General features: G+C 64.7%; 23 protein-coding genes and 2 tRNA genes. 15 read left to right on the top strand and 10 right to left on the bottom strand.

All coding sequences use genetic code 11. The annotated features are described in order from the left end of the window. The first annotated feature begins 87 nt into the window (after nt 1-87). The gene (mscL, locus tag DK874_RS00005; RefSeq protein WP_114311446.1) at nt 88-468 is read left to right on the top strand and encodes a large conductance mechanosensitive channel protein MscL; all 381 of its coding nucleotides are present in this window, start codon (nt 88-90) and stop codon (nt 466-468) included. Here mscL and DK874_RS00010 read toward each other — a convergent pair. Then, nucleotides 422-1,276 carry a hypothetical protein gene (locus DK874_RS00010; protein ID WP_114311449.1) on the bottom strand — a complete coding sequence of 285 codons (855 nt, stop codon included), beginning with the start codon at nt 1,274-1,276 and terminating at the stop codon, nt 422-424. The genes mscL and DK874_RS00010 overlap by 47 nt on opposite strands. Before the next feature lie 99 nt (nt 1,277-1,375). Between DK874_RS00010 and DK874_RS00015 the strand changes: the two genes are divergently transcribed. Genes DK874_RS00015 through DK874_RS00050 form a run of 8 tightly spaced genes read left to right on the top strand, consistent with a single transcriptional unit; the run spans nt 1,376 to nt 9,340 of the window. Then, entirely contained in the window at nt 1,376-1,705 is a 330-nt protein-coding gene (locus tag DK874_RS00015; protein WP_114311451.1) for an ArsR/SmtB family transcription factor, read from the top strand. Next, a complete protein-coding gene (locus tag DK874_RS00020) occupies nt 1,702-3,357 on the top strand; it encodes a proton-conducting transporter transmembrane domain-containing protein (protein WP_114311453.1) in 1,656 nt (551 codons plus the stop codon). Before DK874_RS00015 ends, DK874_RS00020 begins: the two co-directional genes overlap by 4 nt. Continuing rightward, entirely contained in the window at nt 3,354-4,208 is an 855-nt protein-coding gene (locus DK874_RS00025) for a respiratory chain complex I subunit 1 family protein (protein ID WP_114311455.1), read from the top strand. Before DK874_RS00020 ends, DK874_RS00025 begins: the two co-directional genes overlap by 4 nt. Then, nucleotides 4,196-4,828 carry a hypothetical protein gene (locus tag DK874_RS00030; protein WP_205387537.1) on the top strand — a complete coding sequence of 211 codons (633 nt, stop codon included), beginning with the start codon at nt 4,196-4,198 and terminating at the stop codon, nt 4,826-4,828. Before DK874_RS00025 ends, DK874_RS00030 begins: the two co-directional genes overlap by 13 nt. A 2-nt stretch (nt 4,829-4,830) precedes the next feature. Then, nucleotides 4,831-6,177, top strand: coding sequence for a proton-conducting transporter transmembrane domain-containing protein (locus DK874_RS00035; RefSeq protein WP_114311457.1), 1,347 nt, complete (start codon nt 4,831-4,833; stop codon nt 6,175-6,177). Further along, on the top strand, nt 6,165-7,475 hold the full coding sequence (locus DK874_RS11935; RefSeq protein ID WP_114311459.1) for a hydrogenase large subunit: 1,311 nt from the start codon (nt 6,165-6,167) through the stop codon (nt 7,473-7,475). Before DK874_RS00035 ends, DK874_RS11935 begins: the two co-directional genes overlap by 13 nt. Before the next feature lie 8 nt (nt 7,476-7,483). After that, nucleotides 7,484-8,272 carry an NADH-quinone oxidoreductase subunit B family protein gene (locus DK874_RS00045; RefSeq protein ID WP_114311461.1) on the top strand — a complete coding sequence of 263 codons (789 nt, stop codon included), beginning with the start codon at nt 7,484-7,486 and terminating at the stop codon, nt 8,270-8,272. 9 nt (nt 8,273-8,281) lie between these two features. Continuing rightward, entirely contained in the window at nt 8,282-9,340 is a 1,059-nt protein-coding gene (locus tag DK874_RS00050; RefSeq protein ID WP_114311463.1) for a pyridoxal-phosphate-dependent aminotransferase family protein, read from the top strand. Here the strand turns inward: DK874_RS00050 and DK874_RS00055 are convergent. From DK874_RS00055 to carB, 8 genes are read right to left on the bottom strand one after another with little or no spacing between them, the layout of a single operon-like run. After that, on the bottom strand, nt 9,303-9,893 hold the full coding sequence (locus tag DK874_RS00055) for a TIGR01440 family protein (RefSeq protein WP_114311651.1): 591 nt from the start codon (nt 9,891-9,893) through the stop codon (nt 9,303-9,305). The genes DK874_RS00050 and DK874_RS00055 overlap by 38 nt on opposite strands. A 29-nt stretch (nt 9,894-9,922) precedes the next feature. Next, nucleotides 9,923-10,771, bottom strand: coding sequence for a menaquinone biosynthesis prenyltransferase MqnP (mqnP, locus tag DK874_RS00060; protein WP_114311466.1), 849 nt, complete (start codon nt 10,769-10,771; stop codon nt 9,923-9,925). Beyond that, a complete protein-coding gene (gene panD, locus DK874_RS00065) occupies nt 10,768-11,118 on the bottom strand; it encodes an aspartate 1-decarboxylase (RefSeq protein ID WP_114311469.1) in 351 nt (116 codons plus the stop codon). The genes mqnP and panD overlap by 4 nt, the downstream gene beginning before the upstream one ends. Nucleotides 11,119-11,141: 23 nt before the next feature. After that, nucleotides 11,142-12,692, bottom strand: a complete 1,551-nt coding sequence (locus DK874_RS00070; protein WP_114311471.1) for an Rqc2 family fibronectin-binding protein — start codon at nt 12,690-12,692, stop codon at nt 11,142-11,144. Then, on the bottom strand, nt 12,677-13,441 hold the full coding sequence (locus DK874_RS00075; protein WP_114311474.1) for a tRNA (adenine-N1)-methyltransferase: 765 nt from the start codon (nt 13,439-13,441) through the stop codon (nt 12,677-12,679). Before DK874_RS00075 ends, DK874_RS00070 begins: the two co-directional genes overlap by 16 nt. Nucleotides 13,442-13,451: 10 nt before the next feature. Further along, nucleotides 13,452-14,306 carry a DsbA family protein gene (locus DK874_RS00080; protein WP_114311476.1) on the bottom strand — a complete coding sequence of 285 codons (855 nt, stop codon included), beginning with the start codon at nt 14,304-14,306 and terminating at the stop codon, nt 13,452-13,454. Beyond that, on the bottom strand, nt 14,303-14,632 hold the full coding sequence (locus DK874_RS00085) for a cyclic-di-AMP receptor (protein ID WP_114311479.1): 330 nt from the start codon (nt 14,630-14,632) through the stop codon (nt 14,303-14,305). Before DK874_RS00085 ends, DK874_RS00080 begins: the two co-directional genes overlap by 4 nt. 35 nt (nt 14,633-14,667) lie before the next feature. After that, complete coding sequence (gene carB, locus DK874_RS00090; protein WP_114311480.1) at nt 14,668-17,775, bottom strand: carbamoyl-phosphate synthase large subunit; 3,108 nt, start codon at nt 17,773-17,775, stop codon at nt 14,668-14,670. A 143-nt stretch (nt 17,776-17,918) separates the two neighbouring features. On the opposite strand from carB, the gene DK874_RS00095 reads away from it, so the two are divergent. The 6 genes from DK874_RS00095 (at nt 17,919) to clpX (ending at nt 21,521) form a co-directional block, all read left to right on the top strand. Further along, nucleotides 17,919-18,203, top strand: a complete 285-nt coding sequence (locus DK874_RS00095; protein WP_114311483.1) for a rhodanese-like domain-containing protein — start codon at nt 17,919-17,921, stop codon at nt 18,201-18,203. A gap of 28 nt (nt 18,204-18,231) precedes the next feature. After that, nucleotides 18,232-18,308 (top strand) — tRNA-His (locus DK874_RS00100). Nucleotides 18,309-18,361: 53 nt separating this feature from the next. Beyond that, nucleotides 18,362-18,446, top strand: a tRNA-Leu gene (locus DK874_RS00105). Nucleotides 18,447-18,480: 34 nt separating this feature from the next. Beyond that, a complete protein-coding gene (gene tig / locus DK874_RS00110) occupies nt 18,481-19,695 on the top strand; it encodes a trigger factor (RefSeq protein WP_114311485.1) in 1,215 nt (404 codons plus the stop codon). A gap of 61 nt (nt 19,696-19,756) precedes the next feature. After that, on the top strand, nt 19,757-20,341 hold the full coding sequence (clpP, locus tag DK874_RS00115) for an ATP-dependent Clp endopeptidase proteolytic subunit ClpP (RefSeq protein WP_114311487.1): 585 nt from the start codon (nt 19,757-19,759) through the stop codon (nt 20,339-20,341). Then, on the top strand, nt 20,328-21,521 hold the full coding sequence (clpX, locus tag DK874_RS00120) for an ATP-dependent Clp protease ATP-binding subunit ClpX (protein ID WP_114311490.1): 1,194 nt from the start codon (nt 20,328-20,330) through the stop codon (nt 21,519-21,521). Before clpP ends, clpX begins: the two co-directional genes overlap by 14 nt. Here clpX and DK874_RS00125 read toward each other — a convergent pair. Next, a complete protein-coding gene (locus DK874_RS00125; RefSeq protein WP_114311492.1) occupies nt 21,518-23,041 on the bottom strand; it encodes a nicotinate phosphoribosyltransferase in 1,524 nt (507 codons plus the stop codon). The two genes, clpX and DK874_RS00125, sit on opposite strands and share 4 nt — an antisense overlap. Nucleotides 23,042-23,044 lie beyond the last annotated feature (3 nt).

Below are 23,044 nucleotides of genomic sequence, written 5' to 3' on the forward strand. Positions count from 1 at the left end.
CTCATCCGCAGCTATGTCCTGCTGCAAATGGCTGGGGTGGAGCTTTAAGGTAGCAAACGAAGGGATTTTAGGTTTGGAGGTGGGAGGATGTTAAAAGGTTTTCGGGACTTTATCATGCGGGGCAACGTGGTGGACCTAGCGGTGGCCGTGGTCATCGGCGGCGCCTTTGGCCAGGTGGTGAACTCCTTGGTGGCGGATGTCCTTACCCCCTTGATCGGGGCCTTGGGAGGAGCCCCGGATTTTTCCGCCATCAAGCTGGGGCCTATCGCTCTTGGGAAGTTCATCAACACGGTGGTGAACTTCCTGGTGGTGGGGGCGGCCATCTACTTCTTGATCGTGGTGCCCATGCAGGAGATTGAGAAGCGGCGCAAGAAGGCGGAGGAGGCGGCCCCGCCCCCGCCTCCCGAGCCCCCCGAGGAGGTTAAGCTTCTTCGGGAGATCCTGACCGAGTTGAAGCGGAAGGCCTAAGCCGGTTCCAGAGGAAGAGCGCCAGGTACCCCAGGCCGATCTCGGGCCTGGGGTTTGCCGTTACGGTGAGGGCAAAGGCGTGAAAGAGGAGGCTTTCTACGGCGTGGCGGGGGGATCGTAGAAAAAGGGCTTTTAGGGCAGGGCCTTGCCGCCAGGCCAGGAGCCCCAAGTAGGGCAGGTAGGGCCAAGGCCCGGTGGGGTATCCCAGGGCGGAAAGGCCCAAGGCGCCAAAGGCCAGGCCCCGCAGGAGGGGTAAAGGGTCTTTGGCCAGGGAATGGAGGGTATCCCATGGGAGGGTTTCCTCCCCTGGCCAGGGCGTCCTCAAGAGCAGCAACCTTTTTCCCTCGTGGCCTCCCAGGTAGGTGAGGGGATCAGGGGCTACGCCAAGGGGGAGGAGTTGGCCTGGGTGCTCCAGGAGGGCTTGGTACAGGAAAGGGTCTAGGGGCGTGCCGTCCACCAAGAACCAGGTGTGGGGCTTTCCGGAAAGGAGAAAGCCTAGGGCCCGCTCTACCTTGTGTCCCCTGTGGGCCAGGATACCCGGCCAGGCCTCTGGGGGTTCCCCGAGAAGCACCTTGCGCCAGGGAGGGGCGGGGTTCAGGGGATGGGTGTCCAGGTGGAAGCGGACCTCCACCGCCTCTTCCGCCTCGAGGGGAAACCGGGCCAGGAGGTTGCCCCGGTCCTCGTACATGGCTTCGGCTCGCCGGGATAGGAGGAGATCCCCGACCTTTTGCCCGGGGAGGTCCTGGGGCAGGGGAAGGAGGTACGTGTCGGAAGCAGGAGCCCGGAAGCGCAGGCGGAAATACGCCATACCCTGAGGGCCCATGGTACCACGTGGGGCTTGACGAGGGCGGACCGGGGTTTTAACATGACCATATGTTATTTTGCGCATATACACAAGGGGAGGGATATGCCAAGCGCCCTGCACCGCTATAAGGCTGCCTTCTTCAAGGCCTTGGCCCATCCCTTGCGCCTGGCCATCCTGGACGCTCTAAGGGAAGGGGAGAAGAGCGTTTCCGCCCTCCAGCGGGAGCTTGGGGCGGAGCAGTCCGTGCTCTCTCGGCAGCTTTCCCTGCTCCGGGAGCGGGGTTTGGTGGAGGCTAGGCGGGAGGGGCAGATGGTCTACTACCGCACCCGGGATCCGGAGGTCTACGCCTTTTTGGACCTGGGACGGCGGATCTTCGAACGCCACCTCGAGGCGGAGAGGGAGCGTCTGGACGCCCTTAGGGAGGAGGAATGAGCCCTCTTTGGACCTTCTTGCCCCTGGGCTTGGCCGTGGTGTCCGCTGGGACCCCCTGGGGTTTCCGGGGGCTTTCCCTCTCCCTGGGTTTGGCGGGCCTTGCGTGGGTGGCGCTGGGGGGGATGGGTTGGGCTTGGGGATGGGGTGCTCCTTTCCTCTACCTCCTCCTCCTCGGGGCCCTGACCCTGGGCCTTGCCCCCTACCTTCCTGCGTATTTAGCCCATCACCCTCGTGAGGCGCACCTCTATGCCCTTCTCATTCCCCTTTTCTTGGCTAGCATGGCAGGGGTGGCCTTGACCTCCCCGGGGTTCGGCTTCCTCTTTTTGTGGGAGGGCATGGCCCTCTTGGGTTATTTCCTGGTTGCCCTCGAGGGGCCAGGCGCTCTGGCGGGAGCCCGGGCCTTTTTCCTGGCTAGCCGGCTTTCTGGGGCTGGGCTTTACCTGGCCTTCCTGGGGCAGGGGCATCTGGGGGCTGACTGGGTCTGGGCGGGGCTTCTTTTGGGCTTTGGGGTGAAGGCAGCCCTCTTCCCCTTCCACGCCTGGTTGCCCCAAGCCCACCCCGTGGCCATCAGCCCGGTGTCGGCCCTGCTTTCTGGGGCCATGACCAAGCTGGGCCTTTTGGGGTTGTACCAGTCCCAGTACTGGTTCGGTCCCCCTCCGCTTTGGGTGGGCTGGGCCTTGGTTCTTCTGGGGCTTTTGGGTGCGGTGTATGCCCTGGTGCGGGGTCTGGGGGAGGAGGACCTAAAAGGGGCTTTGGCCTACTCCAGCGTGGAAAACTTGGGCCTCATGCTTTCCGCTTTGGGGGCGTATTTTCTTAAGCCTATGCCCTTGCTCCTGGGGGCCTTCTTCCTCCATCAGGTAGCCCACGCCTTGTTCAAAGGGCTTCTTTTCCTGGGGGCAGGGGCCCTGGAGGAGCGGCGGATTTCCCACCTGGGTGGGCTTTTCCGTAGGGCCCCTGAGCTCGGGGCCCTGGCCTTGTGGGGGATGGTGGCGGGGGCCGGCCTGCCTCCTGGCCCTGTTTTTCTTGCGGAGTGGCAACTTTACCAAGGCTTTTTGCAGGGGCCTTTCCTGATGCCCCTGGCCGCCGGGGCCTTGGCCTTGGTGGGGGCCTTGGCCCTTTACTTTTACGTGCGCCTTTTCGGGCTGGCTTTTTTGGGGCTGCCTCGAGGCGAGGCGGGGCTCCACTGGGCCAGGGGGATGCGCCTGGGGCTTGGCGCTTTGGCAGGGCTTCTCCTCCTTGTGGCCGTGGCGCCTGGGCTGATTCTGGATCCCCTGGGGATCCGCACCTATCCCAACGGGTTTCTCTTGGTCCTCCTTGGCCTTTTGGCCGGTGTCTTCTACCGTAGGATTCGGCAACTGCCCCAGCGGGAGTACGGCACCTGGGACTGCGGTTTCCAGCCCCTAACCCCCAGGATGCAACCCAACGGCCTGGGTTTTGCCGAACCGGCCCTGCGCCTGTTCCCCTTTCTTCGCCTTAGGGCGGGGGAACATCCCCGCTTGGAGGAACCCTTGGCCGAGGTATACGCCGGTGTGGGGCGGGCCTATAGCCACCTTGCCGCTTTGGTCCAGACCCTTCAGTCGGGAAGCCTGCACCTTTACCTTCTTCTGCAGCTCCTTACCTTGGTGGTGGTCCTGGGGGTGGTTTTGCTGTGACGGCGCTCTTGGCCCTCCTTTTGGCTCCCCTCTTTTCGGGAACCGTCAAGTGGCTCAAGGCCAGGCTTACCCATCGGCAGGGGCCAAGCCCCCTCATGGAGTACCGGAATCTGGCCAAGCTCTGGCGCAAGGTCTGGGTAGTGCCCCACCCCACCACCCCCCTATTCCTTCTCGGCCCCATCATGGCCCTACTGGGTACCCTTGGGGCCTTGGCCTTGTTGCCCATCCTCCCTGGACTGTCCTTCAAGGGGGATTTTCTCCTCGCCCTCTACCTGCTGGGCTTGGGCCGCTTTTTGCAAATGCTGGCGGCTTTGGATGCGGGTAGCAGTTTTGGGGCCCAGGGAAGTTACCGGGAGGGTGTGGTCACGGTGTTGGCGGAACCGGGAACGCTTATGGCCTTGGCGGGGGCGGTGCTTCTGGGGGAGGGGTTTTCCTTAAGCGGCCTGCCCCAGCTTGGGGTGGAGAATAGCTTGGTGTTGCTGCTGGCCCTGGCCTCGCTGGCCCTGGCCCTTCTGGCCGAGGGGGCCAGGATGCCGGTGGACGACCCCACCACGCACCTGGAGCTCACCATGATCCACGAGGCGCAGCTCCTGGACCATAGCGGGCCTCTTTTGGCCTTGTACGAGCTTGCTGGCTCGCTTAAGATGCTCTTTTACGCGGGGTTGATGGCCTTGTTGTTGCCGGGGCCGAAACCCCTGGTCTTCCTGGGGGTGGTGGGGGCCTGGGCCGTGGTGCTGGCCTACCTGGAGACCTACGGGGTGAAGCTTCGCTACCTCAGGCTTCCTGACTTTCTCTCGTACAACACCCTTTTTGGGGTGCTGGCGCTTTTGGGGGCGATATGGCGCTTCTAAACACCTTGGTCCTGGCCATTCTGGCCACCGGTTTTCTGATGGTAAGCCGCCGTAGCCTGGACGCCATCATCCGGCTCTACGCCCTGCAGAACATCCTCTTGGCCTTGGTTTCCTTTGCCCTTGCGGGAGGCGAGGTGCACTTTATCGTGGCAGGCCTGGCCCTTTTCGCCGTCAAGGGGGTCCTCATACCCTGGTACCTGTTCTGGCTTATAGACCGCCTCGAGGTGAGCCACGAGGTGGAGGGATACTTGTCCGTTTCCCTCTCCCTCCTTTTGGCAGGGCTCCTCACCGCTTTGGCCTTCCGGGTGGGAAAGGCCTTTGTTCTCCCCGAGGCGCCCTTGCCCCAAGGGGTGCCCGTGGCCTTGGCCCTGGTCCTGTTGGGGATTCTTTCCATGGTTAGCCGGAAAAAGGCGATCAGCCAGGTTCTGGGCTTTCTGGCGTTGGAGAATGGGGTTTTCCTCATGGCCCTTTCTGAGAGCCACGGCCTTCCCCTTTTCGTGGAGCTGGGGGTGGCGTTGGATGCCTTCGCCGCCGTGTTCTTGGCGGGGATCCTCATCTTCCGCATCAAGGGGGAGATGGGGCATGTGGACACGGCTCGGATGCGTTCCTTAAGGGGGTAGGGGTGCTGTATCTTCTGGTCTTCTTGCCCTTGATGGTCTTTTTGGCCCGCAGGGAAACCACCTTGCTGGTGCGGCTTTCCGTTTTGGTACCCTTCCTGGGCTTGCTCCTTGCCCCTTTCCTCTTGGGTGCGGCGGCGGGCCCTTTCCGATTGGATGGGGTGGGGCTCTTTTACCTCCTCCTGACGGACCTCATCTACGGGTTGGTGGCCCTGTTTGCCCGGGGCTACTTTTCCCGGGAGGAGGCTTGGCGGTTCTATTGGGCGGGTGCCCTTTTCCTGGCCTCGGCCCACGGGGCGTACCTGGCCCACAACCTAGGGGTGCTTTGGATCTTCGTGGAGGGGAGCACCCTGGCCTCGGCCCTTCTGGTCTACCACAAGGGCGGGGCAAGGGCCCTGGAAGCCACCTGGAAGTACCTCATGCTGGGGAGCGTGGGCATCGCCATGGGGCTCATCGGGGTCATCCTGGTGTACGCCTTGGTGGGCGGGGCCACCTTGGACTGGGGGGAGGTCCGGTCCTTGGTGGGGGAGGCCAATCCCGAGGGGCTTAAGGTGGCCTTTGCCCTCCTCTTGGTGGGCTTCGGTACCAAGGTGGGGCTTTTTCCCCTCCAGGCCTGGCTCCCCGATGCCCATGCCGAGGCCCCGGGGCCGGCCTCCGCCCTCCTCTCGGGAACCCTTCTCAACGTGGCCTTTTACGCCCTTTTGCGCTACACCGCCCTTATGCAGGTGGCGGGGCTTTTCCCTTTTGCCTCCGGGCTTCTTTTGGCCTTTGGCCTTTTGAGCCTGCTGTTTGGGGCCTTGTTTCTCTTTGGGCAGAAGGAGTACAAGAGGCTTCTCGCCTATTCCAGCATGGAACACATGGGCCTTGGTGTTTTTGCTTTGGGCCTGGGTCTTCCCTGGCTTGCCCTTCTCCACACCCTGGCCCACTCCTTGAGCAAGACCTTGGCGTTTTTGGGAGCCAGTGGGATTCTGGCCCTGAGCCATGCCAAGGAGGTAGGGCGGGTAGGAGGCCTGGTCCTCCATACCCCTGCCTTGGGTGTGCCCTTTATCCTTTCCCTGGCGGCCTTGGGGGGGCTTCCTCCCTTTCCCCTGTTTTTCGCCGAGTTCAAGGCGGTGGAGGTGGCCATGAAATCGCCCTGGCTGGGGGTTCTCTACCTGGTGGGGCTGGGGCTGGCCTTTGCTGGCCTCTTATACCCCATGGCCCAGATGGGTTTTGGTCAGGGAAAACCCTTAAGGGGAAGGGGGCTGGACCTTTGGTTGCTATGGGTTTTGCTTCTCCTGCTCCTTCTTCTTGGGGTCTTTCCCCCGGTGGGGGTGTTTAAGGCGCTGGAGGTGGTGTTGTGGAGGCCGTGAAGGAGGCCCTGCAGGAGGGTAGGCCCGTGGCCTATTTCCCCTACGGCGAGGGGGCGCTTTTGCTGGTGGAGCGCAGGCGGAGCCTCGAGGCCTTTTCCCTGGGCCAGGGGAGGCGTTTACCCAGTCTGGCCGGGGAGTTTCCCTCCCTGGATTGGTTTGAGCGGACCCTTTGGGAAAGGGGATTGGAGCTTGTGGGGCATCCCGGGCTAAGACCTTTAAGGCGGCACGACCTTCCCTATGCCTTCCGGGAGTTTCCCCACCTGCACGAGGTGCCGGTGGGGCCGGTGCATGCGGGGATCATTGAGCCCGGCCACTTCCGCTTTAGCGTTCTTGGGGAGCGAATCCTTAACCTGGAGATCCGCCTGGGCTACCAGCACCGGGGCCTCCTCCGGATCATGCTGGGCAAGGGTCCAGAGGCGGCCCTGCTCCTGGCGGAACGGGCGGGGGGTGAGCCCGTGGCCCACGCCCTGGCCTTTGCGGAGGCTTGCGAGAGGGCCCTGGGAATAGAGGCTCCTCCCCGCGCGCAGTACCTGCGTCGGGCGGCCTTGGAGCTGGAGCGGGCCTTTGGCCACCTGGGCCACCTGGCGGGCCTTTTCACCGATATCGGCTACGCCTACGGCGCCACCCAGGTGGGTCGGATACGGGCCCTTCTGCAAGGGGAGGTGGACCGCCTCACGGGCCACCGCTATGGCCGCAACTTCATCCGGGTGGGAGGGGTGTGGCGGGAAGGCGGGCCGGACCTCGAGGCCCTATCGCGGTACCAAAAGGAGCTGGATTGGCTTTTGCCCCGGCTTCTTAAGCACCCCCAGGTGCTGGATCGCATGCGCTACGTGGGGGTGGTGCGGCGGGTGGAGGCGTTGGCCTTGGGCTTCGTGGGGCCCACGGCCCGGGCGAGTGGGGTGGAGCGGGACCTAAGGCAGGACGATGCCCTTTACCCTGCCTTTGTCCCTGCGGTGCGCCAGGGAGGGGATGTCCTTTCCCGGGCCCAGGTGTATGCGGAGGAAGCCCTCCAGGCGTTGGAGTATGCCCAGCGCTTCCTACGCCAACGGGCTGAAGGGCCTCTGGCGGTGGAGGCGGAAGCGGGGGACGGGGAGGGCATGGCCCGGGTGGAGGCGGGCCGGGGGGAGGTGTTCTGGTTCGTCCGGCTGGAGGAGGGCAGGGTAGCCCAGGCGGAGGGGGTGGACCCCAGTTTCAAGAACTGGCGGGCCCTGGAGCTGGCGGTGCGGGGGGAAGGCCTGCCGGACTTCCCTCTCTGTAACAAGTCCTTTGACCTTTCCTATGCGGGAAACGACCTGTAGGGGGTAGGATGAGCCTTTTGCGCACGCTCAGGATAGGGGTTTTGGCTCGGGCCCTGGAGGAGATTCTAAAGGTGCCCTCGCATGCCTTTGGCTATCCTCTTTTGCAACCCAAGGGGCTTTCCCAGAAAGCCCGGGAGGGCCTGGTGAAGGTGTGCCCCAGCGGGGCCTTCGTTGAAGAAGAAGGGATTTTCAGCCTGGACTTAGCCCGCTGCGTGGGGTGTGGGCGGTGCGCCCTGGCCTACCCCGAGGCCGTGGGGGAGATGAAGACCCTGGAGGTGGCCGTGGTTCGCCGGGAAGACCTGGTACAACGGGTGGACCTGGCGGCCCAAGCCTTCCTGGACCCTGGGCCACCCCCGCCACCCCGGCCCGAGCTGCGCCTCCCCACCCTGGCCTTCCGCGAGGTGAGCGCCGGGGATACAGGGCTCAGCGATTCCGAGATCGCCCTTTTGGGGAACCCCTTTAACGACATGGGCCGGTTTGGCTTCCAGGTGGTGGCCTCGCCCCGCCACGCCGATGCCCTTTTGGTCACCGGCCCCGTGAGCCGGAACATGGCCGAGGCCCTAGAGCGCACCTACCAGGCCATGCCGGAGCCCAAAGGGGTGGTGGCTGTGGGCAACGAGGCCATAGCCGGCGGGGTTTTCGCGGAAAGCCAGGAGGTGTGGGCAGGGGTGGATAAGGTGGTTCCCGTGGATGTCTACGTGCCCGGGGACCCACCCAGGCCCGGGGCCATTCTCCATGGCCTCTTACTCCTCACGGGGCGGGTGGTCCAGCGCCTGGTAGGGGGCGTGGTACGCTAAACTTTTCCCATGGAGTGGCTCCTCACCCCTGGACCCGTTCGGCTTCACCCTAAGGCCCTCGAGGCGTTGGCCCGCCCCCAGCTCCACCACCGCACGGAGCCGGCCCGGGAAGTTTTCCTTAAGGCCAGGGACCTTCTCAAGGAGGCTTTCCAGACCCAAGGGGAGGTTCTGGTCCTAACGGGAAGCGGCACCTTGGCCATGGAGGCCTTGGTGCACAACCTTTTCTCCCCCGGGGAAAGGGTCTTGGTGCCGGTGTACGGGAAGTTTTCCGAGCGCTTTGCCGAGATTGCCGAAAGGGCGGGGCTCGAGGTGGACCGCTGGGAACTTCCCTACGGGGAGGTGCCAAGCCCGGAAGGGGTGGCCAGGCCGGGCTACCGGGGGTTGCTCCTGGTCCACTCGGAGACCTCCACCGGGGCCCTGGTGGACCTGCCCGCCCTGGCAAGGGCCTTTAAGGAGGCCAACCCCGAGGGTCTGGTGGGGGCGGATATGGTGACAAGCCTCCTGGTGCGGGAGGTGGCCCTGGAGGCCTGGGGGGTGGACGCCGCCGTTTCCGGAAGCCAGAAGGGCCTCATGTGCCCCCCCGGCTTGGGTTTCGTGGCCTTAAGCCCTAGGGCTCTGGAGGCCCTTCGCCCCCGAGGGTACTACTACGACCTGTCCCGGGAGCTAAAGGCCCAGGGGGAAGGGGAGAGCGCCTGGACCCCAGCCATCAACCTGGTGGGGGCGGTGGCGGCGGTGCTTTTGGAGGTGTTGCCCAGGCTTCCGGAACACCTGGCCCTCAAGGCCTGGCAGAACGATCTTCTCTACCGGGTTGGGGCGGAGCTGGGGTTGAGGCCTGTGCCCAAGGTGGCAAGCCCGGCGGTGGCGGCCTTTTACCTGCCGGAAGGCATTCCCTACCGGGCGGTGAAGGAGGCCTTTGCCCAAAAGGGGGCGGTGATCGCTGGAGGGCAAGGGCCTTTGAAGGGGAAGATTTTCCGCCTCTCCCTGATGGGCCACTACCATCGCTACGAGGCCTTTGGCGTGGCGGCCCTCTTCAAAGAGGCTTTTGCCGATATTCTTCCAGCCTCTTGAGCATCTCCTCCCGGGAGTAGACCGCCCGGGCTCCACCCACCAGCTTGGGCCGGGTCTTGGCGGCGATCAGCAGGGCCTCCCCGATTTTCCGCAGGGAGAGCCTAAGGGGTACGGCCACAGGGCGAAGGTGCATGCCGATGAGGACGCCCCCGATATCCATCCCCCCATGGGCTTGGCCCTTTAAGGATTCCACCATTACGGGGTCTTTGAAGCGAAGGAAGGCGGCTGTGGCGAGGCTTCCTCCCGCCTTGGGGTGGGGGAAGACGGTGACCTCCTCCAAACCATAGGCCTGGGCGGCTTCCCTTTCCACCACCAGGGCCCGGTTGAGGTGCTCGCACCCCTGGACGGCCACCCACACTCCCCGTTCCAGAAGGGGAGGAAGGAGCCCCTCCAAGATGGCCTCGGCCACCTCGAGGCTGGGCCTTGTCCCCACCTTTTCCCCCAGGACCTCGCTGGTGGATCCTCCCAGGACAAAAAGGCTCCCTTGGGGCATGGGGAAAAGCTCCAGAAGCTCCAGGGTGGCCCTTTCCGCTGCCTTGCGGATACCTTCCATGGTCATTCTTTAAGCTTAACCCCCAGGCCCTAAAACACTAGGTCCAGGACCACGAAGAGGAACATCCCTAGGCTCACCCCCACGTTGGCCTGGAAGAAGGCCACCTCTACTCGGCTCAGGTCCTCGGGGGTCACCAGGCGGTGCTCGTAGACCAAGAGCGCTCCCACCAGGAGAAGGCCCAAGTAGAAAAAGGGCCCGGCGCCATAGCTGAGCCCGGCTAAGAGAAGGGAAAGCCAGGCCAAGAGGTGGGTGGTGCGGGCCACGCCTAGGGCCATGGGGATGCCGAAGCGGGCGGGGATGCTCTTCACCCCATAGGAGCGATCAAAGCTAAAGTCCTGGGTGGCATAAAGGATGTCAAACCCCGCAATCCAAAGCCCCACCCCCGCCCAAAGCCAGTAGGCGGTGGGGTGGAAGCTTCCCGTAACGGCGATCCAACCCCCTGCCGCAGCAGCCCCGATGGTGAGCCCCAATACATAGTGGCAAAGCCAGGTGAAGCGCTTGGTGTAGCTGTAGACCGTAAGAAAGAAGACCGCCAGCGGAAGGAGCCTGGCGGTAAGGGGGTTTAGGGAAAGCCCCGCATAGACCAATAGGGCAAGCCCCGCTCCGGCCAGGGCCAGGGTTTCCCAGGGTTTAACCAGCCCCTTGGGCAGGTGCCGGTTTTGGGTGCGGGGGTTTAGCGCATCCATGCGCCAATCTATAAGGCGGTTCAGGGCCATGGCCATGGTCCTGGCCCCCACCATGGCCAGGGTGACCAGGAGGAAGGTGCGAGATCCGGGCCAGCCCCCGGCCGCCAGGAGCATCCCTCCGTAGGCAAAGGGAAGGGCGAAAAGGGTGTGCTCGAAGCGGATTAGGTCCAGGTAGAGCCGTAGCCTGGTCATCCTTGGCGCACCTCGAGGATCCTGTTTCCCTCGTCCACCAAAACCACGGTGGGCTTAAGGTTTCGGGCCTCCTCCTCCTCAAAGATCCCGTAGGCCACCAGGATCACCAAGTCCCCCGGGCGCACCAGGTGGGCGGCGGCCCCGTTCACCTGCACCACCCCCGAACCCCTCTCCCCGGGAAGGGCGTAGGTGGTGAGCCGGGCTCCATTGGTGATGTCGTAGATATCCACTTGCTCGTAGGGCAGGATGCCGGCGGCATCCAAGAGGTCCTGGTCCACGGTCACCGAACCCACGTAGTGAAGGTCGGCATGGGTCACCGTGGCCCTATGGATCTTGGCGTGGAACATCACCCTTCTCACAAAAGCCAAGTCTACCCCTCGAGGGCCTCTTGGGGAAGCGACCCCTCCACGAAGAGGGTCTTGGCGTGGGTGTAGAGAACCTGGCCTGGAGCGGCCTTGCGCGGTCGCCAGACGTGTTTTTTGCGGGTGTAGTCCACGGGAACCTGGCTTTCTCCCCGGGCCTTGGAGTGGTAGGCGGCCAGCCTGGCGGCGAAGAGGAGGTCTTCCAGGGGCGGGCTTTTCCCTTCCGCCTTGAGGATCACGTGGCTTCCCGGCACCCCTTGGGCATGGAACCAGAGGTCCTCGGAGTGAGCGGTGCGGGTGAGGAGGTCGTTTTCCTTGGCGTTCCTGCCCACCAGGACTAGGAATCCGGAAGGGGAGGTATAGCGGAGGCCCAGCCTGGGTCCCTTTTGCCCCTTGGGGTGACGGGAGAGGGCTAGGAGTTCCGCAAGTTCCGCCCTTTCCACCCGCCGGGCCTCCTCCTCAAGGGCCTGGAGCTGGGCCTCCAGCTTAGGGATCAGGGTGAGGGCCCGTTCCGCCAGCTCCTCGAGGCGCCGCGCCCTTTCGTAGAGCCTCTGGGCGTTCTCCTGGGGGGAGAGGGCGGGGTCTAGGGGGATTTCCACCGGCCTTCCCTCAAAATCCTCCAGAGTCACCCTTTCCGCTCCCTTGGGCACCTCTTTAAGCCGGGCCAGGAGGAGGTCGGCCTGCCGGCGCAGGCCTTCCGCTTCCCCTAGCCTTTCCAAGGCCCTTTCCTGGTCAAGAAGCCGGGCGCGGAGGGTCCTCTCCTCCCTTCTAAGGGCCTCGAGGAGGGGCTTCCTCAAGGCCTCTTTCTCCTCTTCCCGCCACCTTTCCCGAAGCTCCTGGGAAAGGGTGGTGCCCAGGTGGGGGTGTTCCAGCAAATCCTTGAGGGCCTGGTATACCCGGGCCAGGGCCTCCTCATCCAAGGGGGTTTCCGGGGTGAGGCCCGCTCTTTTGGCCAGCTCTCGCATGAGTTCCAGGCCTATCCCGTCCACATGGCGCACCACCTCCTTCAAGGGTTTCCCAAGGAGGATGTGGAGGTCTTCTAGGGTAAGGGTGCGGGGGTCCAGCTTCTCGTAGGGGGGTGGGGGCATGTAGGGAAGGCCTGGGCGGAGTTCCCGGTAGCGGTTCACCTCCTTGGTGATGGGCCGGTCAACCCCGAGGATCAGGCCTCCTTCGTCCAGGAGGAGGAGGTTGGCGTTCCGTCCCGTGGCCTCGAGGACCAGGGTGGAGGGCGGGGTGTCCACAAACCCCTTTTCCCCAGCAAAGCGGAAAAACACCACCCGGTCCAGCTTGAGTTGCATAGCTTCCAGCAAGGGTCCCTTTACCCGGGCCTGGAGCTGCCTTTGGAAGGCGGTTTTGGGCTCGCCCATAAGGGTGCCTTCCTCCAGGGCTAGGCTGGGGGAGGGAGGGCGGTAGCGGAGAACCAGGTTGAAGATGCGGCCCGTGGCCCCCTTGAGAAGAAGGGCCAGGCTGCCCTCATCAGGGAAGGCCAGGCCCAGGTTAGGGGCCGGGAGCTCCTTGGTCAGCTCCCGCAAAAAGGCGTGGATCAGGAGGCCTTCCATTTCCTAAACACCACCAAAAAGGCCGTGTGCCCCACCTGCTGGAAGCGGGGATGGGCCACGGGCAGCCTTATCTCCCACTCCCGCCAGGAAACCTCCAAAACCCGTTCCAGCCTGAGGGGTAGGCCCCCGGCCCTTTGCACCAGCTCCAGCACCTGGGTGATGTTGGGGAGGTAGGCCACCAGGAAACGGTCCAGCATGAGGGCCTCCGTGGCCTTGGCCAGCACCTTCCAGGGTTCCATGAGGTCCAGGGCCACCCCGTGGAAGCTCTCCCTTTCCAGGGTGGCCTCCTCCAGGCTTCCCAGGTGGAAGCGCACGTTCTCCACCTGCCAGAAGGCCCGCACGTTGGCCTCCGCCTGGGCCAGGTGCGGGGGGCGGCGCTCATAGCTTTCCACGAGCCCCATAGGCCCCACCGCCCGGGCCAGGAAAAGGGTGAGCCCTCCGGAGCCCGTGCCCGCCTCGAGGACCCGCATCCCCGGGGCCAGGTCCAGAAGGGTCACCATGGCGCTGGCATCCTTGGGGTAGGTGGGGGTGGCGCTTCGCCGCATGTAGAGGAGGTACTCCTCCAAGGTGGGCCGGTGGACGGAGAGGGCCTCCCCCAGGTGGGTGTAGACCCTTCCCCCTGGGCCCGCTTGGGCGATGGCCTCATGGGGCACGGTGCCCCGGTGGTGGTGGAAAACCCCACCCTCCTTGAGGCGGATCAGGAAGGCCCGGCCTTTGCCATCCTTGAGAAGGAAGAGCTCCCCTTCCATCCCGCCTACTTTAGCGGGCCAGGGCCAGATAGTCCAGGACCCTTTCCAGGTCAAAGGGGTTGGGAGTTTGGTAGGGTCCGGCGAAGGCGGTGGGGGTTCCCCTAAGGCCCAGGCGGAGGGCCAAGGCCCGCTCGGCCTCCACCCGCTGGGCCACCTGGGGGTCCTTGAGGCAGCTGGCAAAGGCCTTCAGGTCCAGGGAGAGGGAGCGGGCCAGGCCCAGGTAATCCCCAAGCCGGCCCTGCATCAGGAGGTCGTGGTAGGGCCAGAAAGCCCCTCGCGCCCCGGCGCACTCCGCGGCGATGGCGGCGGGCAGGGCTTCGGGGTGGATCTCCTTGAGGGGGAAGTGGCGGTAGCTGATCCGAAGCTCCCCCCTGAGGGCCCGGGGTTTCAGCTGGGGAAGCACCTCACGGGCCAGACGCTGGCAGAAGGGGCACTGGAAGTCGGAGAAGATGCGGAGCACGGGGCCCTTTTCCCCTAGCACCCAGCGGTCCTCGCCCAGGGCCGCTTCCCGCGTTTCCCTTGGGCCTATCCGGGCCCGCATGGGTTCCGTGAGGACCAGGTCCAGAAGAAAGGCCTCCTCCAGGTTCAGGCTGACCCGTTGCCCCTTAAGGTTCCCCGCGTTTTTCCCTACCCACTCCTTAAGAGGCGCACCGAAGGCCATCCCCGTGGTCCTGTCCACCAACAGGGCCAGAAAGGAGGCGTCCAGGGGGCCGGTATAGCTCACCGCCAGGAGGCGGCCGTTTTTCTCCTCCACCCGGACCTCGCCCCCGGGAGGGGGTAGGACACCCCGGAGCGCGCCTTCCACCGGTTTGCCAATCTGGGCCCAAGCCGTGCCCAGGAGGAGGAGGAGGGCCCAGCTCCTCATATCTTGAAAAACCCTTCCACCGGCAGGACGAAGACCACCGCCCCGCCCACCTGAACCTCCACGGGCTGGGCCAGGAAGGGGTCAGGGGCCTCGGAGAGGGGAAAGCCTCTCGTGACCAGGCGGGTGCGGGTGCGGCATTTCTCCTGGATTAGCTCTAGGACTTCTGGGACCCTTTCGTCCTCCACCCCGATCAGCAAGGTGGTGTTCCCCTCCCGTAAGAAGCCGCCGGTGGAGGCCAACTTGGTGGACTGAAGGCCCCGCTCCAAAAGGGCCTTGGTGAGGCCCGGGGCATCCGTATCCTGCACGATGGCCACGATGAGCTTCATTGCCCTTCATTGTACACGGGCGGGCCTGTTTGGCCTTAGGCCCTCTGCAGGGTGCCGTGCCATTCCTGAAGGCTTCTGGCCCTGGTGCCCTTTTCCCGGGCCCTCAGGATGGCCTTTAGGCTCCACCAGGCCCCCTCCAGGGTGGTGATGAAGGGAAGGCCCTTTTCCACGGCCCGCCTCAGCTCGGGATGAGGGGTAGGGCTGATAAGGAGGTCGTAATCCTCGTGGGAGAGGGTGAAGCCGGCAGCCAAGTAGGCCCGGCGCACCTCCTCTAGCCGGGCCTGCTCCTTTTCGGGAAGCCCTTCCTCCAAGAAGCGGACCCGCCCGAAGAGGGGAAGCCTTTGGCCCGCCCCCAGCTCTGCCTTGTAGTAGGCCAGGTAGGGGTCCTCGTCCAGGCCCATGCTTTCCCCGGTGGAACGCATCTCGGGCCCCAGGACCGGGATGACCCCGGGGAACTTGAGCCAGGGGATGACCACCTCCTTCACCGCATAGTAGGGGGGCACGGGTTCCAGGTTCCGCACCCCTAGCTCCTTGAGGCTCTTGCCCACGGCGATAAGGGCGGCCAGTTTGGCCAAGGGGATGCCGATGGCCTTGGAGACGAAGGGCACGGTGCGGCTAGCCCGGGGGTTGGCCTCGAGGATGTACACCTCCTCCCCAAGGACCGCATACTGGACGTTCAAAAGCCCCTTAACCCCCAGGGCCAAGGCCAGGCGGCGGGTGTAGGCCTTCACCTTTTCCAAGGCGGCAGGGGAGAGGTGCACGGGGGGTAGCACCGTGGCGGAGTCTCCCGAGTGCACCCCGGCCCGCTCCACGTGCTCCATCACCCCGGCGATCATCACCTCCTCCCCGTCGCAAAGGGCGTCCACGTCCAGCTCCAAGGCGCCTTCCAGGTACCGGTCCAGGAGGATGGAGGGCTTGTCCTGAAGGGGCTCGTAGACCTCCTCCAGGTAGCGCTTGAGTTCCTCCTGGCTGTGGAGCACCCGCATGGCCCGGCCTCCCAGCACGTAGCTGGGCCGGGCCAGGAGGGGAAAGCCCACCTCCTGGGCCAAGCGGAGGGCTTCCTCGGGGGTGGCCGCCACCCGGCCCTCGGGCTGGGGGATGCCAAGCTCTCGGCAAAGGCGGTGGAACTCCTGCCGGTCCTCTGCCTTGTGGATGGCGGCGAAGGGGGTGCCGAGAAGCCGTACCCCGGCCTCCTCCAGGCCCTTGGCCAGCTTCAGGGGGGTTTGGCCGCCCAGGGTGGCGATGACCCCCAGGGGTTTCTCGTGCTCCACCAGGTTGAGGACATCCTCGAGGGTCAGGGGCTCAAAGTAGAGGCGGTCGGCGGTGTCGTAGTCGGTGGAGACCGTCTCGGGGTTGGAGTTCACCATGAGGGTCTCGTACCCCGCCTCCCGCAGGGCCCAGACCGCATGCACCGTGGCGTAGTCAAACTCCACCCCTTGGCCGATGCGGATGGGCCCCGAGCCCAGGATCACCACCTTGGGTTTTTGCGTGGGCCAGACCTCGTCCTCCAGCTCGTAGGTGGAGTAGTGGTAGGGGGTGTAGGCCTCAAACTCTGCAGCGCAGGTATCCACGGTCTTGTAGACGGGGACCACCCCCAAGGCCTTGCGCTCGCTGCGCACCTCCCCTTCCTTTCTGCCCAAAATCTCCCCCATGCGGGCATCGGTGAGGCCTAGGCCCTTGTAGAAGCGCCAGTCCTCCCGGTCCCTGGGAGGATGGGCCTGGAGCCATGCCTCGGCCTGCACGATTTCCTGCATTTGGTAGAGAAACCAGGGGTCGATGCGGGTGGCCTGGTGGAGGTCCTCTATGGGCATGCCCCGCCGCAGGAGCTCCATGACCGCATAGATGCGGTCGGGGTTGGGGTAGAGCTTTTTCTCCAGGTCCTCCGTGCGCACCTGGGCTAGGGCCTTCACGTCCCGCTCCAGGCCCCTTAGGGCCTTCATGAGGGCCTCCTTGAAGGTGCGGCCGATGGCCATCACCTCCCCCACGGACTTCATCTGGGTGCCCAGCTGGTCCGTGAGGCCTTCCAGGGTATTGGGGAGGTCCTTGAACTTCTCAAAGGCAAAGCGGGGGATCTTGACCACCACATAGTCAATGGTGGGTTCAAAGGAGGCTGGGGTCTTGCGGGTGATGTCGTTGGGAAGCTCGTCCAGGCGGTACCCCACCGCCAAGAGGGCGGCGATCTTGGCGATGGGAAAGCCCGTGGCCTTGGAGGCCAAGGCGCTGGAGCGGGAGACCCGGGGGTTCATCTCGATGACCACCTGGCGGCCCGTTTTGGGGTCCACGGCGAACTGGATGTTGGAGCCCCCGGTGTCCACCCCGATCTCCCGGATCACCGCCTTGGCGGCGTCCCGCATCCTCTGGTACTCCACATCGGAAAGGGTCTGGGCGGGAGCCACGGTGATGGAGTCCCCCGTGTGCACCCCCATGGGGTCCACGTTTTCGATGCTGGTGATGATGACCACGGTGTCCGCATGGTCCCGCATCACCTCCAGCTCAAACTCCTTCCAGCCCAAAACCGATTCCTCCACCAAGGCGGTGTGCACCGGGGAAAGGAGGAGGCCCCGGCCCAGGATTTCCTTTAGCTCCGCCTCGCTGTGGGCGATGCCGCCCCCGGTGCCCCCCAGGGTGAAGGAGGGGCGGACCACCACGGGATAGCCCACCTCCCGGGCGAAGTGCAGGCCCTCCTCCAGGCTACTCACCATCTGGCCCCGGGGCACCTCGAGGCCGATCTTCCGCATGGCCTTCTGGAACTCCTCCCGGTCTTCCCCCTTCTTGATGGCCTCCGCCTTGGCCCCAATAAGCTCCACCCCGTAGCGGGCGAGGATGCCTTCCTCGTGGAGGGCCATGGAGAGGTTCAAGGCGGTCTGGCCCCCCAAGGTGGGCAGGAGGGCGTCGGGGCGTTCCTGGGCGATCACCTTTTCCAGGTACTCCAGGGTCAGGGGTTCCAGGTAGGTGCGCTCGGCCAGCTCGGGGTCGGTCATGATGGTGGCGGGGTTGGAGTTGACCAGGATGGCCTCGTACCCCGCACCCCTTAGGGCCTTCACCGCCTGGGTGCCCGAGTAGTCAAACTCCGCAGCCTGGCCGATGGTGATGGGCCCGGAACCGATGATGAGGATTTTCTTGAGGTCTCTTCTCGGCGGCATCGCGTACCCAATGGGCGAGGATAACATATTTGCCCCGGGCTGTCCAAGGAGGACCCCACTTCTTATGCAGAGCTTCCCGGGTTTATTGCATAACTTTGCGCATGGTCCTCGAGGCCCCGCCTTCTCCTGGTACAATCAAGGGTATGCGTAGGGTCAAACCCGAGGAGTTGCCGGCCCTTCTGGACCAGGGGGTGAAGGTGGTGGATGTCCGCCCTGCGGACAAGCGCCACACCCCCTTGCCCTTTGCGGCGGAGTGGGTTCCCTTGGAGAAGATCCAAGCAGGGGAACACCACCTGCCCCGGGTTCCCCTCCTCCTGGTGTGCGAGAAGGGGCTTATCAGCCAGGTGGCGGCCCTCTACCTGGAGGCGGAAGGGTATGAGGCCATGAGCCTGGAGGGGGGGCTTCAGGCCTTGACGGTGGGGGGTTAGGCCCTTAGAATGGCGGATGCTGAGCGTGGTGAGCGTAGCTCAGCTGGTTAGAGCACCGGACTGTGGATCCGGGGGTCGTGGGTTCAAGTCCCATCGCTCACCCCAATACCTCCACCCCGAAAGGGGTGGTATTTTAAAGGGGGGCCTCGTCCTCCCATGCGAGGATGGCGGAACCGGTAGACGCGCCGGACTTAGGATCCGGTGGGGTAGCCCGTGCGGGTTCAAGTCCCGCTCCTCGCACCACGCGGGCGAGGCCCCTTGTTCAGTGAGGTGAGGCGTGGCGGAGATCCTGGAGCGTTCCGGCTATCGGGTAAAGGTGCGGGTGGAGGTGCCTGCGGAGAAGGTGCAAGAGCGCTACCAGGCCCTCCTCAAGGATGTGGCTAAGCGGGTGCGCATCCCGGGCTTCCGCCCGGGCAAGGCGCCCTTGAAGGTGGTGGAGGCCCGGATCGGGCGGGAGGAGCTTCTTTCCGACCTCAAGGAGCGCCTGGTGGAGGAAACCTATCCCTTGGCGGTGCAGGAGCTTGGGCTTTTGCCCGTGGCGGCCAGGGTGGTGGAGGAGGAGCTCAAGGAGGGGGAGGGTTTCCGCTACGTGGCGGAGGTGGAGAACTACCCCGAGGTCAAGCTTCCCGACTGGCGGGGCTTTGACCTTGGGGTGGCGCCGGAAGAGGTCACGGAGGAGATGGTGGAAAAGGCCCTCGAGGAGCTCCGCCACCGCTACGCTGAGCTTGTCCCCGTAGATCGGGAGGCCCAGGAGAAGGACCACGTTTTCGTGCGCACCGAGGAAGGGGCGGAGTTCCCCATCGACCTTTCCAAGGCCCTTCCCCATGTGCGGGAGGCCCTTTTGGGCAGGCGTGCGGGGGAGGTGGTCATGGTCCCCGTCTTGAACGAGCAGGGGGAGAAGGTGCGGGAGGTGCGCACCGAGATTCTGGAGGTGAAGACCCTCGAGCTCCCCGAGCTGGATGAGGAGTTCGCCAAGACCCTGGAGGTGGAAAGCCTGGAGGAGCTTAAGGAGAAGGTGCGCGAGAGCCTCAAGCGCCAGGCGGAGGCCCGGTACCAGGAGGCGCGGGAGCAGGCCTTTTTGGAGAAGTTGGCTGAGGGGCTAGAGGCGGAGATCCCCCCTTCCATGCTGGAGGCGGAGGAGCGCCATCTCCTAGAGCACCTGGCCGAGGACCTGGCCCGTCAAGGGATTCCCCTGGAGGCCTACTTCCAAGCCTTGGAGGAGAAGGGCGAGTTGGCGAAGTTGCGGGAGGAGCTGAAGCAGGAGGCCCTGAAGCGGGTGCGGCGCTCCTTGGCTAAGGAGCGCTTGGCTGAGGAGCTCAAGCCCGAGGTGAGCGAGGAGGAGTGGCAGGCCTACCTCCAGGCGGTGGCCCGGTCCTACGGCGTCTCCCTGCAGGAGCTGAAGCGGGAGTTTGGGGAGAGGGGGCTTGCCCGTTTGAGGGCGGCGTACATTCAGGATAAGGCCGTTAAGGAGGCCTTGGCCAAGCTCCTATAGGTGCGCCATGGTGGCCCAGGGGGGTTTTCCCCCTGGGCTTGCCGCTACAATGGGGACTGGTATGGTCATACCCTACGTCATAGAGCAGACCGCCCGCGGCGAGCGGGTCTACGACATCTACTCCCGGCTTCTCAAGGATCGCATCATCTTCCTGGGCACCCCCATAGACTCCCAGGTGGCCAACACCATCGTGGCCCAGCTTCTTTTCCTGGATGCGCAAAACCCCAACCAGGAGATACGCCTTTACATCAACTCCCCTGGGGGCGAGGTGGATGCGGGCCTGGCCATCTACGACACCATGCAGTTCGTCAGGGCCCCGGTTTCCACCATCGTGATCGGCATGGCGGCCAGCATGGCCGCGGTGATCTTGGCCGCTGGGGAAAAGGGCCGGCGTTACGCCCTGCCCCACTCCAAGGTCATGATCCACCAGCCTTGGGGCGGGGTGCGGGGCACGGCCAGCGACATCGCCATCCAGGCCCAGGAGATCCTCAAGGCCAAGAAGCTTTTGAACGAGATCCTGGCCAAGCATACCGGCCAGCCCCTGGAAAAGGTGGAAAAGGACACCGACCGGGATTACTACCTCTCGGCCCAGGAGGCCCTGGAGTACGGCCTCATTGACCAGGTGGTGAGCCGTGAGGAAGCCTAGGCCCTTCTGCAGTTTCTGCGGGCTACGCCCGCCGGAGACGGGGCGGCTTCTGGAGAGCCCTGTCGCTGAGGTCTACATCTGCGAGGAATGTGTGGAGCGGGCCCGGGAGCTTCTTTCAAGGGAAAAGCCGGGTCCCAAGGGGCCCAGCCGCCTGCCCAGACCCCAGGAGATCAAGGCCCATCTGGACCAGTACGTGGTGGGGCAGGAGGCGGCCAAGAGGGCCTTGAGCGTGGCCGTCTACAATCACTACAAGCGCCTCCTTCACCCGGAGGCGGAGATCGGCAAGGCCAACATTCTCCTCATCGGCCCCACGGGCACGGGCAAGACCCTTCTGGCGGAAACCCTGGCCCGGTTTTTGGATGTTCCCTTCGCCATCGCCGACGCCACCACCTTAACCGAGGCGGGGTACGTGGGGGAGGATGTGGAGAACGTTATCCTTCGCCTCCTGCAAAACGCCGACTTTGACGTGGAGCGGGCGGAGATGGGCATCGTCTACATTGACGAGATCGACAAGATCGCCCGCAAGTCGGAAAACCCCTCCTTAACCCGGGATGTTTCCGGGGAAGGCGTGCAGCAGGCCCTTCTGAAGATCATCGAGGGCACCATCGCCAACGTGCCGCCCCAGGGGGGGCGCAAGCACCCGCACCAGGAGTTCATCCCCGTGAACACCAAGAACATTCTCTTCATCCTGGGCGGGGCCTTTGAGGGCCTCGAGGCCATCGTGAAGGCCCGAACCGAGCGCACCACCATCGGCTTTACCCGCACCAAGAGCAAGGACGAGCCCCTGGAGGTCATCCCCGAGGACCTGGTGAAGTTCGGCATGATCCCGGAGTTTGTGGGCCGGGCCCCCCTCATCGTCCAGCTCCACCCCCTTACGGAAGATGACCTGGTGCGTATCCTCACCGAGCCCAAAAACGCCCTGGTGAAGCAGTACCAGGAGCTTTTGCGCATGGAGGGGATCGAGCTCCGCTTTACCCAGGCGGCCTTGAAGGAGATCGCCCGCAGGGCCCTGAAGCGGGGCACAGGGGCCCGGGGCCTGAGGGCCATCCTGGAGAAGACCATGGTGGACCTGATGTTTGAGGCCCCGGGGAGCGGGGTCCGGGAGCTGGTCATTGACCTCCCCCACCTGGACCAGCCCCTGAAGGCCCTGGAGGAGGCCAAGCTTCGCCAGGCTTCCTAGGCCTGGCCCAGCCGGGCCACCAGTTCCTCCTTCAGGGCGAAAAGCCTTTCGCTAAGGGATACGTGGTAGAGGTGGGGGTTCACCAGGCGGCGCACCCCCGGGTCCAGGCGTTCCACATCCTTGCGCCGCCTTTCTTGTAGCACTTCCAGGGGCAAGGGGGGAAAGAGGCGCCTTCCCCGGTAGGCTTCTTCCAGGAGGGGCTCGAGGGTGAAGCTTCCGGGTTGCAGGATACGGCGCTTGGTGGGGTCCGTGGGGTGGCGGAGGAGAAGGGGCCTGTCCTCCCGGACCTCCTCGTCAAAGGTGGCCAAAAGGTCGGCGGTGGCCAGGCCCCGGTGGTCGTAGACCCGAAAGACCCTCTTGTGCCCGGGATTGAGCACCTTTTCCAGGGAGTCCGAGATCTTCATGGCCGGGGCCCAGGTGCCGTTTTCCCGGATGGCCACCAGCTTGTAGACCCCTCCCAGGGCCGGGTAGCCCCAGGAAACCACCATGCGGGTCCCTACCCCGTAGACCAGACGCCTGAGGAGGCGGTCCGGGTCCACCCCGTACCGGGGGGCTTCCTCCAGGATCTGGCTTTTGATCTGCCAGATGACCAGCTCGTCCAAGTCCCCGGAGAGCACGATGAGGGTTTCCGGGAAACCCGCCTTGTCCAACTCCTTGGCCACCTGGATGGCCAGGTAGGCCAGGTCCCCAGAGTCGATGCGCACCCCCACCGGTTTGTGCCCCTTGCGCCTTAGCCTCTCAAAAACCCGGATAGCGTGGGGAAGGCCCGAGCCCAGGGTGTCCACGGTGTCCAAAAGGAGAATGGTGTCGTCGGGGAAGACCTCGGCGAAGGCCTGGAAGGCTTCCTCCTCGGAGTGGCCCAACGCCAAAAAGGCCTGGACCATGCTGTGGGCATGGGTGCCGGAGGAGGGAAGCCCCAGGAGGTGGGAAAGGCTCACGGCGCTACTGCGGTTGGCCCCGCCGATGAGGCTGGCCCGGGTGGCGGCCTCTCCCCCTTTGGCGGGGGCGCGGCGGAGGCCGAACTCCAGCACCAGCGCCTCCCCTGCGGCTTCCCGCACCCGGCTGGCCTTGGTGGCGATGAGGGTTTCGTAGTTGATGCGGTTTAAGAGGGCGGTTTCCAGGAGCTGGGCCTGGAGGAGAGGGCCTTCCACGCTGATGAGGGGCACCTGGGGATGGGCCACCCGGCCTTCGGGAAGGGCCCTTAGGGTAAGCCCCGGAAAGCCTCCTATCCCCCTTAGATATTCCAGGTAATCCTTGGCGAAGAGGGGCTTGCCGCTAAGGCTCTTTAGGGTGCGGAGGGCGGCCAGCTCCTCTTCGGCAAACTGGGCGGTTTCCATCCAACTCAAGAGGGGATCCAGACCGGCGAAGACGGTGTAACCCGCCTGATGGGCCCCGTAGTCGGGGTTCTTGCGATAGAAGGCTTCAAAGAGGGCTTCCCTTTCGTGCAGGCCAAGCCGGAAGTAAACCTGGCCCATGGTGAGCTGGTAGAGGTCGGTGTAGAGGATGCCGAAGGGGTCCATGGG

The organism is Thermus caldifontis (assembly GCF_003336745.1).
In the GTDB taxonomy this organism is placed as follows: Bacteria; Deinococcota; Deinococci; order Deinococcales; family Thermaceae; genus Thermus; species Thermus caldifontis.